Source organism: Paenibacillus sp. P4_A7 (genome assembly GCF_056402455.1).
In genome coordinates this window covers 1-15,309 of the sequence record NZ_JBFUHJ010000002.1, presented here as the reverse complement: position 1 = coordinate 15,309, position 15,309 = coordinate 1, and the positions used below count along the sequence as shown (strand labels likewise).

The following is a 15,309-nucleotide window of genomic DNA, read 5'->3' as shown; positions in this document are numbered from 1 at the left end:
TCCTTTATGCTTTAGAATTATCATTCATTTCAATTGTAACCTCATGCGGCCGATATACAGACAGAAGACGTCCTTCTCGGTCAGCAGCAAACATAACGGTGCGTTCCGGCTCTAAGCAGAAGCTGTAAGAAGCACCTGTATCCGTATCTTTGACAGCAATGTCAGCATCCCAAGCAAATTCAGATACAAAAATATAGAGGAAACCATCCTTGTAGCTAAGCTTGCGGCCATAAACGCCGGAAAGCTCACCGCCCGAAAGCCACTCTAAACCACTTTTCACATCTACTGCTTCAACGGCATAGCTGTACAACTTCACCAGTGGCAAGATCCGTTCATTTAATTCGATCGGAAGGGGACTCCAGATGATACGACCTTTTCCATGTGGAAGATCGATAACATCTGTTCCTTTACCTGCGATACCAGTACCAGCCTTCTCAGGTGTATCAATGCTTACTTCTTTAACAACCTCAGCGATTCGACGGTGTCCATAAGAGACCGATAACGCTTCGCCAGCAAGGACAAGCATTTCTTCCCTTTGCACATTACGAAGCTCTGTCTTGCCAAGGATAGGATGAAGACGATCTGTCACATGCCAGTAAGCATCCAGATTAAGCGCACCCGTTGCAAGCAATGTAGCACCCGTATGTTCTACAATATCCAGAAGCTGCTTCATCGCTTTGTCATCTACATTATGAGCGCTCGGCAGTATGATAAGCTTCGCCGGCTGCGTTTCAAGGTCTGTTAGATGGTACTCTGAAACCGCTCGGAACGGTACATTCATCTCATAAGCTAATGCCCGAGTCAGCTTGGTTGTCGCATCAAAGGCTAGCTTTCTATTTGAAAAATCATTGGAATATGGGAAAACAACAGCCACTTCTTCCAGCTTGCGGTCACTAAAGAGGCTTCCGATTTCACCCATAAAGCTTCCAAAATCATAGGATACGTCAGCCTCTGGCTTCTCCGTTCCATCCGCGCGCAGTGCGCCAATTTGTGATTCATTGGCATTGTCCATGTAGAAGTTCGTATTCCAAATCCACTGAACAGCTCCTGCTCCGCCAGTTGCAAAGGCATAGGCGTATTTACGCTCTAATAAATTGCGAAGCTCGAACTCCGAACGCTTTGCTCTACCATCAGGCGTCTCAACGTACATAATGCCCGTTTCCTGAATGAGATTCGGTTTATTCGCCGTTTTAGCGAAGATACCATCCCATAGCAAGTAATCGTTAAACCACCAAGAGTGAACAGTCGTATAATCAACCGCTTCTTCATAGAAGAACGGTGACGGTCTTTGGGCGCCAAGCCCTTCGTCCTGCCCGACTGTAACCATATGGTCTGGACATTGCTCCTTAATCGTTGCATAAAGCTGTTTCGCCCAAACATTGTGCATATCCATGGAAAATAGTACGTAATCCAGCCAACGTGTTCCTTTTTTCCCTGAGTGGATGTCCTGAATATTAAAGTTGATCTCTTCAGCAGCCGGCGGCTTAACCGAGGCGAAGTCAGGCAACTGTATAGCGGACATATTCCAGTGCTCCTGCAGCTTCTCAATTGATCCATGACGCTCCTCAAGCCACTGCGAGAACATTGCCAGCTCGTAAGGATCGTTGCAAGATCTTGGTCCATCGGAGAAAATCTGTACAGGATCGAACATCGAAGGCTCATTAATCAAATCCCAATCAATATTCGCTGTGTTCTTATGACGCGAAACGATAGAACGAATGAACCGCTTCTGCGCTTCCACACTGCGAGGATCGAGGTAAGGGTTTACACCTTCCCAAGTCTCAGGGGTGAAGGAGAAGAAAGTAAAGGTAAGCTGCAAATCATGACGCTTTGCTGTAAGCACAAACGCATCAATCGCCCGCAGCACTTCCTCTGATGCATGACCGTCAACTTGCATAATGTTGCGGTAGGCCGTCCAAATACCTGTACGAATCCAGTTGATACCCGCTTTTTTCATTTGCGCCATATCGCGATCCCATACGTCTGCATTAGGCAGGAATAAAAACTTACGCGCCACATCGGAAGTCATATACGTCATGCCGACAACCGGAAGGGACACTCCATCTTTGATAAAATAATCACGTCCAGCGCTTATCGGCGTTCCTTGCTTCAACAGCTCAGCATCAAAGCCCCAGAAGCCTTGCTTCAGCACACGGATTTCTCCGTCAGGTCCTTCTGCTCTGCATATGATTCTATATAATCCGCTTTGGATGTCTATCGGAAGCGAAATACGAACAAAGTTCAGTTCTCTTGTTACATCTTCTTGAAACTCTTTCGTCCAAACGGGTGAGGATTCGCCCTCACGTTCAACTGAGAGAGCAAATGTCCATTTATCGGAAGAAGCACTATTCATTGAACGGCTCAAAAGCTGGGTTTGCAGCGTCAACTGAACGCGCTCTCCTGCTTCATATGAAGCGTAATTAGGCTTGATCCACAGCTCGGTCATTCCTTTTCCGCTAAAGCTTGCCCACTCAGCAATAGAGCTGGCACCGCCGCGACTCCAGAAATCGGTTGGCAATGATTGACCTACAAACAGCCAACGCCCACCCTTAAAAGGACCGCCGATATGCTCCCATAGAACGACCGGAGCAGAGACTTCCCGGCCCCCGGTTGTAACTCCCTTAAGCAGTGGATATACACGAGTGTCCATCGGTCCTGATGATCCCATTTGATGCGGAAGGTCACTGCTTTTCGTTACATGCGGTACCAAATTCCATGTATCCGAAACGTCTAGCAGTGTCTCTTTTCCAGCAAATAACGGAATGTTTTGCGCAGCTTGATACCCAGCAACACGCGCTCCATCCACCCGCAATGCTTCATGAATATGAAGCTCCTGGTGATAAGCCGTTTGCTCTGCTTCTACAATCCACTCTCCGCCTTCCTGGTGAACAGGGTGTTTAAACGGCGCTCCGCCAATACTGAGCAAACCGCCGCCTCTTTTCAAATAATCCAATATAGCCGGCCAAGCCGACTTTGGAAAGTAAGGCGCATGCATATTAATAAAGCTTCCGCCCTCAGCACGCTGCAAAGAAGCGGCTAGTTCAGCCGCTCCAACAACAGTACCAACCTTTGATAAGGCTTCCGCAGCTGCTTCAGCATTCAATGCACCGCTCACAGGAAACTTAGGGTCGATAAAAATAATCATTTTGCTCATAGAATGCCATCCTTCATAGCCCGGTATACGAGCTGAGAGAACAGACTGTTCGACCACGCGAACCAGCTTCTTGTGAATACTGCCGGATCATCAGAGTGGAAGCCTTCATGCATGAAGCCAGTATCCGCGTCAGTTGCTTCCAGCATAGCGATCATCTCGAGTTTTTCCTCGTTTGTCGTTGCTGTAATTCCCTGCATGGATAGAGCCATATGCCAAATATAGCCTGGAGGCGTATGTGGACTGCCAATGCCCTTCGCTACTTTTCCTTCATAATAGAAAGGATTATGTTTGCTAAGCGCAAATCTCCGCGTATTTTGATAAATCTCATCATCCGCCGAAACATAACCAAGATAAGGGATGGAGATTAGACCAGGTGTACCGGCATCATCCATCAAGCAATGATTGCCGAAGCCATCTGTCTCATAAGCATAGATCGGTCCAAATTCCGGATGACGGTAAATGCCGTACAATTGAATCCCATGATCGATATCCGCTTCTAAATCTTTTAGTTCTTTCAGCAAATCCATGTCGCGGAATACCCACTCTGCAAATTCCTGCATTTGGCGTAGTGTAACTACTGCGAACATGTTACCTGGAATATTGTAATGGAAATCACAAGCATCATCGCTTGAACGGAAGCCCGACCAAACCATACCCGTATAATTGACAGGCATTCCGAGTCCGCTATTACGCAGTGAATCTTCCGGGATACCATTATCTCTTGTAAAACGGTAAGGCGATTGCTCGAAATGACGCTGTTCCGTCTTGAATAGTTCAAGAATTGTGCGTATCGCTTCCTTGAAGCCCGCATCAAAAATATCCGTTAGCTCTGTTTCTTTCCAATACTGATACGCGAGTCTCATGACAAAGCAAAGGGAATCGATTTCGAATTTGCGTTCCCATACCCATGGAGACATTTCCGTCTCATCCGTTGTATTCCAATGCCAATCATTTGCCGTTTCATTGAAAGCATTCGCATAAGGATCAATTCCAATATACATAATATGCCGTTTGATCAAACCGCTTATGATTCGCTGTAGGTCAGCATCATTTTTCGCAAAAGGTACATATTGAATAACTTGCTCAACGGAATCACGAAGCCATAGAGCCGGGATATCGCCTGTTATGATAAAGGTAGTACCGTCATCCATCAGCTTCGTCGTCGTTTCCAAAGTGTTAGGAAAGCAATTTTTGAAGAGTTGAAGAAGCTTCGGCCGGTGTGCCAGCTTTTGTTCTGCTTCTTCCATTATCTCTTGAATAGCTTTAGGCATATCGAGCTTAGGCATTGGTATTTTGGGAAGTCTGAATTGTTCCAAGACGTATCTCTCCTCAGTTACGTTGTATGATTTAGTTTAATGGTTTTAATCTCAAAAGGAGCAAATTGCAACTCGATGCGGCCTTCTGCAGCTTCTACATTCTCAAGCTCTGCTTCCAAAGCGTTCGATAGGAAGATCGCAGAAACGGGCTGAGGCCAGCTGATGCTAACCTGTTCGCGGCCGCCTGACGATTCATAAAGACGAATGATTGTACCACGTCCGTCTTCCGACGGCTTGACCGTATCCAGAATAACATGCTCTCCTGAGAAGTCAATTAATGACCCGGCTGCTGGGCGTCTACCCTGTTTTGCCGTGGTTGCCCTATAAATAGGTCCATGATTTAATTCCGCTGCTTTCCGTACAACATGAGCACTTTGCCAATCACTCTCGTGCGGATACAAAGAATAAGTAAATGAATGATCACCAAGGTCTGCTGTTACATCTGGCCATTTGGGTGCGCGAAGCAGCGACAACCGGATTGTACTTCCAAGAACATCGTAACCGTATTTGCTGTCATTTAATAGACTTACTCCGTAACCTCGTTCCGATACATCTGCAAAACGGTGTCCGCAAACCTCATATTGTGCTTGCTCCCAACTCGTATTGCGATGCGTCGGACGCTCTAAAGCACCGAATGGGATCTCGTAAGTCGCCTTTTCCGTAATGACATTGATCGGGAATGCAACCTTGAGCAATTTATGCGCTTCATTCCAAGATACAGAGGTTTCAAAATCAATTCGACGATCATGATGATAAAAAATAATATCCTGGCTAATCTCCGATTGATTCAGCTTCCAGCGGAATCTAAGCACATCCTTGACCTTGCCCTTGAGAAGCACTTGCTTCTCTAACAGCTGGGCGTCTCCTGCAGGCTGCTGCTCGTAGCGATCGTCAATGTCCCATGCATCCCATAACGTCGGACGATCATGGAAAAATTGAAAATGATTGCCTCGCTCGCCCTCTTGCAGTACTTCACGACATGCCCCTTTATCGAATAAGCTTACCATTTCTCCGTTTTTATTAAAACGAACTTTATAATATTCAGTTTCCCATTCATCATTAAATGGTGCCGAAGATGTTGAACTATCAGAGCGCTCATCAGCTGAAACCGACTGCTTCAACCATATTGTCTTATATCCAAATGCCGGAACTTCCTGAACATTTATTACTGCTTGTTTTGTTCCGTCTGCCGCATCGTTTATAAGGTCGATAACAATCAGCATTCCATCTGCATCGCGAGCCTCTAGTTTATTTTGCTCAGCGGTTAATTCGATCTGCAAGACCATATCTCGATTCCATCCGAGACTATTAAATACAATATAAGGCGTACCTTCACCTTCTGTAGAAATCGTAGCGGTTAATGCTTCCATGCCTTGCTGCAAGCTGAAGCCGCCTTTATCGAATATTTCCGTATATTCCTTCTCAGATGTTTCATATGCTTCCGTTATTGCTGAACCCGGGATAATATCGTGGAACTGGTTGAGCAAAATAAGCTTCCAGCCTTCATGGAGCTGCTTGTTCGTTTCCGCCGTCTGATCCGCGTTCATAACCTCGGCAGCGAGCGCATTCCATAGTTCTGCTTCTCGGTACAATATTTCAGCTTTGCGGTTTTTTAGCTTATTGCGCGCATGCGTCGTATAGGTTCCGCGATGAAGCTCCAAATATAAATCACCGCGCCACTTTGGAAGCGCAGGCTGTTCCTTCTCAATGCTGTCAAAAAACGCAGCCGCCGTACTGTATCTGCTTTCAGGCTGACCAACCATTAAATGAGCGCGGTCAATATACTCTAGCATTTCACGGGTGACCCCGCCGCCTCCATCGCCATGTCCGTAAAGCAGCATCTGTTCGTTATGCTTCTCTTTCTCGCGATAGGATTGCCAATGGTCGTGCACATCTTTGGGCAGCGTATTCTCATTCACACCGTGATTAAGGTATGAGAGCATCGGTGTCCCATCAATACCAACCCAATGAAACAGATCATAAGGGAACACATTCGTATCATTCCATCCAAGCTTTGTTGTCATAAAATAATTAATTTCGCCATGCTTTAAAATTTGTGGAAGCGACGCACAATACCCAAACGTATCCGGCAGCCACTCGATTTCTGATGTTTTACCGAATTCTTCTTGGTAAAAACGTTGTCCGTACAGCATTTGACGCATCAACGATTCGCCGCTTGGTATATTAAGATCAGGTTCTACCCACATACCGCCAACTAATTCCCAGCGCCCTTCCTTAATTCTCGCTTTCACTCTCCCATACAGCTCCGGATCGTTATCTTTGAGAAATTCAAAAAGTAGAGGCTGGCTTTGAGCAAACTTATAATTCGGGTATTCGTCCATGAGAGCATCTACTGTTGAGAACGTCCGGCTTGTTTTCCGAACCGTCTCGCGCACCGGCCAAAGCCAAGCGATGTCAATATGCGACTGGCCGACCATATGAATCGTTCCTTCGGCATTACCGCCAATCTCGCTAGCCTTTTGAACTAACTGTTCTTCAATTTCCTTTAAAGCGCTGCCTTCGGCAATCGCATCCTTGTCCAACTGAACAAAGCTATCCATTGCTTCATGCAATACCGCCATAAGCCTCGTCCGACGGAAATCCTGATCCGGTAGCAGCAGCATGCTGTCCCGAATAACCGTTACCGTGTACATCAAGCTCTGCACAGCACGATTCACTTGCACTAGCAAGCTTTGAACAGAAGTGATTGGTGGTTGAATAACTGCTTGCTGGTTAAGTGGATCCACGGGCTCTGGAATCGGATCGTACAGCTCGATTTCCAGCTTCAAAGGCCAGTTTGACCTAACCGAATCGAGCGTAACGAATGTATGATTACGATCTAATCCTTGAACAGAGGCTCCATTTATACGAAGCAGTCCTTCTCCTCCAGATTGAAACGATAGGCCGTAATGGCCATCGGTCCAAGAAGAAGGCAATTCAATGCTTTTTCTAAAAAAGTAGGTTGTCCCCTGCTTACTAGGAAAGTGATCTAAATCTTTTCCTTCAGTAAAATCAGCAAATTGATCATACTGACCTGGAAGCATGTACGTGGAGCGGATGATCTCCCAATCTCTCAGCTCTTGCTGCTGCAGCCACTGCCGCTCGGATAGCTCTCTAATAAAACGTCTGATACGTTCCATCTCTACTTATCCTCCCGTACTACTAGCTCTGCGCTAAGGGTGTCATTGACATGCTTACCTACTAGAATTCGGAACAAACCCGGTTCAACAACTGGTTTTAAATCTATTCCTATATATTGAAGCTGTTCTGAACCTACCTTAAATTCGACGGTACGGCTCTCTCCAGCCATAAGTTCTATCTTATGGAAGCCCTTCAGCTCTTTGGCGGGCCTTGTTACCGTGCTTGCTACATCTGACACATAGAGCTGAACTACCTCGGAACCATTGCGGTTACCCGTATTTTTCACTTCCAATGACACGACCGCTTCTTCTCCCGGGGCTATCTGATTAGGCGTAACCTTCAGCTCGGAGTAAGTAAATTCCGTGTAGCTGAGCCCGTATCCGAACGGATAACGAGGCTGGGAATCCTCCTCAAGGTAACGTTTCCCGCGAGATCTTTTGCCATAGTAGTAGACTGGAAGCTGACCGACATGCTTAGGAATCGATATGGTCAATCGGCCAGACGGATTTTCATCACCGAACAAAATGTCCGCAACTGCATTTCCGCCCTCTTGCCCTGGATACCAAGCTTCTAATATAGCACTAGCATGCTCGTCAACCCATGGCTCAGAAATCGGTCTGCCATTGATATATACTATGATAATAGGTTTACCTAGCTTGTGTACTTCTTGAATCAATTCAAGCTGTACGCCGGACAGACTGAGTGTCATGCGGTCAATCCCTTCCCCGCAATCCATATCGCTCCAAGAGTGTTCTGTTACCTTAGAGGCGCCTGTCTTTAAATCAATACTACCTTCTCCAAAATCGCGGGCACTTGAACCACCGACGACCATTATGACTGTATCCGCTTGCTCAGCGCATGCCAAGGCAGCTTCAAAGCCTTCCCTTGAATCGCCTTTGATCCGGCATCCTGGCGCATATTGTACGAGATCAGGCTTGTCTACAAATTTATTACGAATACCGTCAAGCACGGTTACCACCTTGGATTTAGGCTGTGGTGAAGTATAATCGCCAAGCTGATTATAGCCAACATCCGCATTCGGTCCAATTACCGCTATTTTACCGGACGATGTTTTCGACAATGGCAATAGGCTTTGGTCGTTTTTGAGCAATACCATACCTTCTACAGCAATCTTACGGGCAATAGAGACATGCTCCTCACTTCCGATTAGCTGCTCCGCCTTTTGCGGGTCGGCAAATGGCCGATCGAATAAACCGAGCTTGAACTTAAGCTCCAACACACGCGAAGCGGCAGCATCAACGACCGAAACATTGAGCTTCTCTTCTTGCACGGCTTGTAACAAATACTTGCCAAACATTTCACCTGACATCTCCATATCGATGCCTGAAGAAATTGCCTGCACGGCTGCGTCCAATCCATCTTCCGCCACATCATGGCCCGATGCGAGCATATCGATTGCACCGCAATCGGTTATAATCATGCCGTCAAAGCCCCACTCCGTACGGAGCAGGTCATGAAGCAGCTGTTTGTTCGTTGTACAGGGAATACCATCAATTTCGTTATATGCCGGCATAATAGACTGCGCTCCGGCTTCAACCGCTTTCTTAAATGGAAGCAGATCAACTTCAAGCAATTCACGCATACCCATATGCACAGGACCCGCATTTCTGCCGCCCTCTGAGCTGCCGTATCCAACGAAATGCTTCAGTGTAGCGACAACGCTATCCTCATTATCTAGCGATGTGCCTTGAAGTCCTTCTACAGATGCTACTGCATATTCACTAATCAAATAAGGGTCCTCGCCGAAGCACTCCTCGGTCCGTCCCCAACGCGGGTCACGAACGACATCAAGCACTGGCGAATAGGTGACGGCGCCGCCTTGGCTTCGCGTCTCCTTTGCTACAGCGCGGCACATCTCGCGATACAGGTCCACATTCCATGTACTTCCAAGCGAAAGGGGTACCGGAAAGACGGTTGCTCCGATCGCCATATGACCATGCGAGCATTCCTCTCCAATCAAAATCGGAATACCTAATCTGGAATGCTCCATAGCATAACGCTGAATTTCATTTACCGCCTCAGCACCTTCTCGAGGAGAGAGTCCTGACTCCAATGTAACCCCCGTCCACGGGTCTGCGCGCAGCACACCGTATAGAGAACCAATACCACCGTTTTCAACCTGCTTCTTAAACGAATCTGAAAGTGCTATTTTTCCATCTACATAGTCATAGGTCTGCCAACCAAACGGCTGAAGCAATTGGCCGACCTTTTCCTCTAAAGTCATAAGCCCGAGCAAATGCTCCACTCTTTCTTCAATCGGCTTACCATTGTCTTTATAGATCATTCGTTCAACTCTCCTCTACGATGCATTTATTCTTTAACAGCCCCTATAGTAAGGCCTTGAATGAAGTAACGCTGGAAGAACGGGTATGCGAATATGATCGGTCCTGTAGCCAAAACAACCATTGCCATACGCGAAGTATCCTGCGGCATATTTCTTAGAGCATCTAGACCAAGCGAGCTGTTCTGTGAGTTTTGCAAAATGAATTGTAAATTAGTCTCGATCCGCATGAGCATGGACTGCAGCGGAACCAGATTCGGGTTTTCAATATAAAGCAGGGCATTAAACCAGTCATTCCAATAGCCAAGTGTACTAAACAAGGCAATCGTCGCGAGACCTGGCAATGATAATGGAAGCACCAAGCGAATAAATGTTCCAAACTCTCCTGCACCATCAATTTTACCAGATTCAATAATCGCATCCGGAACACTCGTGCTATAGAAGGTACGCAATATCATAATATAAAAAGCGTTGACCGCAAGCGGTAAAATCAGAGCCCATATGGAATCTTTAAGGTTGAGAAGCTGTGTCGCGACGATATAGGTCGGAACCATACCGCCATTGAACAGCATGGTGAAAAAAGCGAGAAAAGAGAAGAAATTACGGTACTTAAAGCTCTTTCTAGAAACGGCATAAGCATAGAACGCTATCATCAGCAGGCTTATAATCGTACCAACTACCGTTACAAATATAGTAACGCCATAAGCGCGAAGCAGTGTATCCCCGGTCTGAAAAACATATTTATAGGCTTCCAAACTCCATTCGGACGGGATCAATCTATATCCGTCTCTCGCTAGAGCGCCTTCATCGGTAAATGAAATAATAACTACAAACAAAAAAGGGAAAATACATAAAAAAGCGAAAATTCCAGCAAATAAGTTGAATAAGACATTCCACGTCCTAGACAGATGATGAAAATCGCGTGCTTTCTTTATTCTTTGAGACACTATTCTTCACTCCCTTCAGCAATTTAGAACAAGGCGTTATCCTTGTTGAATTTGCGCACGATGTAATTAGAGAACATAACAAGGGCAAAACCGACAACCGATTGATAAAGTCCCGCTGCCGTACTCATGCCAATTTCGCCGGTTGTTTTAAGACCGCGGTATACATAAGTATCGATAACGTTCGTTACAGAATACAACGTTCCCGAATCTCTAGGCACTTGATAGAACAAGCCAAAGTCCGCATAGAAAATTTTACCGATAGCGAGCAACGTCATAATGGTAATAATCGGACTTAGCATCGGAAGCGTAATGCTGCGAATCTGCTGCCATTTATTGGCACCGTCAATCATAGCCGCTTCATAGAGTGATTTATCGATCCCCATGATCGAAGCCAAATATACCACACTGCTATAGCCGACCGCTTTCCATAAATAAACGAATATCAATATATACGGCCAAAATGTAGGATCAGAGTACCATTGAACCGCATCCCAACCAAAATATTCAAAAATCTGGTTTAGCATGCCGCGCTCTGAGCTCAGAAAACTAAATGCGAAATAGCCGACAATAACCCAGGATAAGAAGTAAGGAAGGAACATACCTGTTTGATAAAGCTTTGCCAGCTTCTTATTCACAATCTCAGACAGCACCACGGCCATTACGACCGAAAGCACCAGCCCAAGTATTATAAAAGCAACATTATAAAGAATTGTATTTCGTGTAATAATGTAGGCATCATCTGTACTGAACAAAAACTTAAAATTATCGAGCCCGACCCATTCACTATTCACAATACTTGCCCAGAAGCCATCTTTACTGAAACGGTATTCCTTAAAAGCGATAACCGTACCAACCATAGGGAGGTACGAATACAAGAGGAACCACACCGCACCTGGCAAAACCATAAAGAGCATTACTTTATTTTTAACGACGTCTTTGAAAAAATCGCCGAACTTTTTCACGATTATCCCTCCTTTGAAAAAATCAAAAAGATCGGGCAAGGCATTTAACCTGCCCGATCTACACGACTACAATTATTTATTGTTTGCTGCTCTCCACGCATCAAGCTGTGCTTGTACTTCAGCCATGACTGCATCAAGTCCAGCTGCCTTAAATTTCTCGTTTGCTCTTGACAAATATGTTGCTGGATCAACCGTTCCTGTCATAAGAGAAGGCCAGTACTCAGCCCTAACGTTTTGTATAGCTGCAATTTCTTTGGATACCTTTGTAGCATCAAAGTTGAAACCTAGTAGCGGTGCATTTTTAGCGGAAGCATTAAATTCTTTAAACAATTCCCATTTGTTCTCTGGATCGTTTTCGTTCAAGTAAGTAATCAACATATTACCAAGAGAGAATGTTGGCATATCGTAGTTTTTTGATTCCGGCAAGTTTTTCATTACATTTTCGCTGACTTTCTCATAATGTACACCCTCAATACCGGAGTCCACCATGTTGCGAAGCACTGGATCTGTGTTCAAGAGATTAAGGAATTCCATCGCTTTTTCTGGATGATCAGAGTTAGCGGAAATCGCTTGCATTGAACCCATTACTGACCAGTTAAATGTGACTGCATCGCCAGCCGGAGTTGACGTTACAGGGTAACCATAACTTGCGGACCATGAATTCTCTGCAAGAGGCTGGGTAGCTGCACGATCTGTAAACCATTTACCGGATTTGTAAAGATCCTCTGCCGAAGTAGTTGTTGCAGCCTCTGGCGAAATATAGCCGGCTTTATAGTATTTATGCATAGTGTCAAGAGCTGACTTCAATTCTGGAGTTTCCAAAATATTAACAACTTTATAGTCCTTAGTATCCAAGTTAACCACCATTGGCAGTTTTTCGATAACGTAGTCAAACGGCAAGAGCGGGGTGAAATCTTTCGTGATCGCTAATGGTACAATTCCAGGTTCGTTTTCCTTGATTGTTTTAAGAAGCGGCTCAAGACTTTCCAACGATTTCACGCTTGAAATATCGAGGTTATGCTTCTTCACAAGCTCATCATTGAAGCGCCATACCTCTTGAGCAGGAAGCTCTTTATTAGCAGGAACACCGTAATTGTGTCCATCAACCTTGGAGCCTTCGAGGAAAGCAGGATCAAGTGTTTCCTTGATACCTTTGCCTTGCTTCTCAAGCAAATCATCAATTTGCATGAATGCGCCTTTACGTGCGTTTTGCACATAGTCAAACGCCCATGAGCTTGTAAAGACGATATCCATCGGATCGCCAGAAGCAGCCATTACTTGCATCTTCTGCGAATAGTCGCCGAAGTCGATCATTTTAATATCAACCGTTGTATTGATCTTTTCCTTTGTATACTTGTTTATTTCTGCTGTAACACGACTCAAATCCTTTTGAGGCACTCCAATTGTGTACCAGATCAATTCAGTCGTTTTTTCTGAAGTCTTCCCACCATTTGCCGCGCCGTCCGTAACGTTGTTTGTTTTGCCTCCGCCGCATGCGCTGACAACAAGTGTAAGAGCCAGTAGCGTTGTCAACACAAGAGAAAAGCTTTTTCTTTTTCTACTCATTTCTGTATACCCTCCCAGATGAATGTTGTCCCTGTATGGCTTCATTAATGTAGATTTTATCTGTCACAAGGACTACCTTTACTTTAAGTCATGAAAGCATTTACAAATAGGACATAAACTAAATAAATCATGTACAAAATAAAGAAAACTGCTTCGCGATTATCGCTTCAGCAGTCCTTTGTATTCTGTTGGGGATATCCCTACATACTTTTTAAATTGTTTATAAAAATATCCGGTTTCCCAATACCCTACGTTCCTAGAAATTTCGTGCACTTTAAGCGGGGTGTTTTGCAATTGTATCTTAGCTTGCTCCACTCGGTACTTATTCATGTATTCAGTAAAGGATTCATTCATTTCCTTTTGGAACAATTGTCCTAAATAAACAGGATGAATGTGATATAAGCTTCCCAACATCTTCAAAGACAAGTCCTCGTTGTATGAACCATGTATGTGATTGAGCACTTGTTGAACAACAGGACTCTTTACATCTTGAATCAAAGAATCTACCGTAATCTCAGCCGCCTCTTGAATCGCCCTTATCCATTCACCAATCTTATCAACGTCTCGCATTCGACTAAGCACTCCATTGTAAAACTCTGGTTCCTCGTCAAATCGGATTTCCTTGAGCAGCATTTTAAAACGAATGATCGTTTCCAGTCCTATATCTTTAATATCACTCGGCGTAATTCCATCCTGTTTCTGTAAGTTTGCAAAATCCTCGTCAATTCTACTCAATAATGAGTCCTTATCCTTAACCATGATCATCTTTGTGTATTCAGACCAATCTAACGGAAAGCCCTGCTGCTTCTGACCCACTCCACTTGGCAATTCACTATAAACGATCATGGTCTGGTCCTGAAGGATCATGAAATACTCCTGTGCTTTTCTGGCGTTTGCGTAGCTTGTGAAGGCCTCATCCACATACTCGACGCTGCCAAGTGAAAAACGAAGCGATTCATAATTAGAGAGCATATGCTTATAGCTGTGTATGACAGCTTCTGCTTCACGCAGGCCGCTGCTTTGTTCTTTGATTTTAAATACAATGACGATATCGCCGTCCATATCACGGAATGATACCATAGACTGGTTATAGGCCTGTTGCCTTGAAACGAATTCAAACACTTCTATAGTCTCATGCTCCTGACGCAGAATGGCAATCGCTACATATGGTGTATCCAACTGAATACCTAGAAATGTGGCGCGTTCATTAAATGACTCGACATCAATTTGGTGCGTCATCCACCTATACATCACGTTATCTTTTAAAATCTGCTTGCTTTGTTCATTAAAGGTGGATCTTGCTTTCGAAACACTCAGCTTGCCTAGTGTGTTCGTTAGCGTAGACTTAAGCTCCTCGAGATTAATCGGCTTGAGCAAGTAATTTTCGATACCAAGCCTCATCGCTTCCTTCAAATAATCAAACTCATTGAATCCACTTAGAACAATGACTTTAAGATCTGTATGAAATATTTCCCTAGCTTTGCGAATGAGGGTAAGCCCGTCCATAATCGGCATAGAAATATCTGTTATCAAAATATCAACCGGAGTCACTTTGATCAAATCCAGCGCATCTTGTCCATTCTCGGCATTTCCGACAATCTCCATTCCCATTGCCGCCCAATCCACAATATCGTAAAGTCCTTCTATAATAAACGGCTCGTCATCTACAATAAATACTTTGTACATAGCTCTATATAACCTCCCCTAAGTCCGGAAACCTGACCGTAACCGCTGTCCCTTCCCCTAGCTTGCTTTGAAGAGAAATGCCATAACGGTCTCCATAGAGTAGACGAAGACGTTCATGGATACTACGAAGCCCAAAGGAATCCGAGCTCTCGTCAGATGTCTCAAGAGCCTGCTTAATTTCATCTATTCTCTCAGGGCTGATACCCTTGCCGTTATCTGTTACACTCACTAGTAT

9 protein-coding genes are annotated in these 15,309 nt (G+C 44.9%); all 9 read right to left on the bottom strand.

Annotated elements, in window-relative coordinates:
- Positions 1-4 precede the first annotated feature (4 nt).
- A complete protein-coding gene (locus tag AC1DWN_RS00405; RefSeq protein WP_477556971.1) occupies positions 5-3,154 on the bottom strand; it encodes a beta-galactosidase in 3,150 nt (1,049 codons plus the stop codon).
- Positions 3,151-4,470: a glycoside hydrolase family 125 protein gene (locus AC1DWN_RS00400; protein WP_477556970.1), complete on the bottom strand. Its 1,320-nt coding sequence runs from the start codon at positions 4,468-4,470 to the stop codon at positions 3,151-3,153. The genes AC1DWN_RS00405 and AC1DWN_RS00400 overlap by 4 nt, the downstream gene beginning before the upstream one ends.
- A 17-nt stretch (positions 4,471-4,487) precedes the next feature.
- The gene (locus tag AC1DWN_RS00395) at positions 4,488-7,610 is read right to left on the bottom strand and encodes an alpha-mannosidase (RefSeq protein WP_477556969.1); all 3,123 of its coding nucleotides are present in this window, start codon (positions 7,608-7,610) and stop codon (positions 4,488-4,490) included.
- A 2-nt stretch (positions 7,611-7,612) separates the two neighbouring features.
- On the bottom strand, positions 7,613-9,916 hold the full coding sequence (locus AC1DWN_RS00390) for a glycoside hydrolase family 3 N-terminal domain-containing protein (RefSeq protein WP_477556968.1): 2,304 nt from the start codon (positions 9,914-9,916) through the stop codon (positions 7,613-7,615).
- 26 nt (positions 9,917-9,942) lie between these two features.
- A complete protein-coding gene (locus AC1DWN_RS00385) occupies positions 9,943-10,860 on the bottom strand; it encodes a carbohydrate ABC transporter permease (protein WP_477556967.1) in 918 nt (305 codons plus the stop codon).
- A gap of 23 nt (positions 10,861-10,883) precedes the next feature.
- A complete protein-coding gene (locus AC1DWN_RS00380; RefSeq protein ID WP_477557022.1) occupies positions 10,884-11,774 on the bottom strand; it encodes an ABC transporter permease in 891 nt (296 codons plus the stop codon).
- A gap of 120 nt (positions 11,775-11,894) precedes the next feature.
- Entirely contained in the window at positions 11,895-13,388 is a 1,494-nt protein-coding gene (locus AC1DWN_RS00375) for an ABC transporter substrate-binding protein (RefSeq protein WP_477556966.1), read from the bottom strand.
- Positions 13,389-13,547: 159 nt separating this feature from the next.
- Positions 13,548-15,074, bottom strand: a complete 1,527-nt coding sequence (locus AC1DWN_RS00370) for a response regulator (RefSeq protein ID WP_477556965.1) — start codon at positions 15,072-15,074, stop codon at positions 13,548-13,550.
- A gap of 4 nt (positions 15,075-15,078) precedes the next feature.
- On the bottom strand, positions 15,079-15,309 hold a 231-nt coding region (locus tag AC1DWN_RS00365; protein ID WP_477556964.1), incomplete at its 5' end, for a sensor histidine kinase.

Excerpts from the sequence above, each read along its gene's own strand:
- AC1DWN_RS00390 (WP_477556968.1), bottom strand. The coding sequence starts at position 9,916 with ATGATCTATAAAGACAATGGTAAGCCGATTGAAGAAAGAGTGGAGCAT.
- AC1DWN_RS00405 (WP_477556971.1), bottom strand. The coding sequence starts at position 3,154 with ATGAGCAAAATGATTATTTTTATCGACCCTAAGTTTCCTGTGAGCGGT.
- AC1DWN_RS00375 (WP_477556966.1), bottom strand. The coding sequence starts at position 13,388 with ATGAGTAGAAAAAGAAAAAGCTTTTCTCTTGTGTTGACAACGCTACTG.
- AC1DWN_RS00395 (WP_477556969.1), bottom strand. The coding sequence starts at position 7,610 with ATGGAACGTATCAGACGTTTTATTAGAGAGCTATCCGAGCGGCAGTGG.
- AC1DWN_RS00370 (WP_477556965.1), bottom strand. The coding sequence starts at position 15,074 with ATGTACAAAGTATTTATTGTAGATGACGAGCCGTTTATTATAGAAGGA.
- AC1DWN_RS00380 (WP_477557022.1), bottom strand. The coding sequence starts at position 11,774 with ATGCTCTTTATGGTTTTGCCAGGTGCGGTGTGGTTCCTCTTGTATTCG.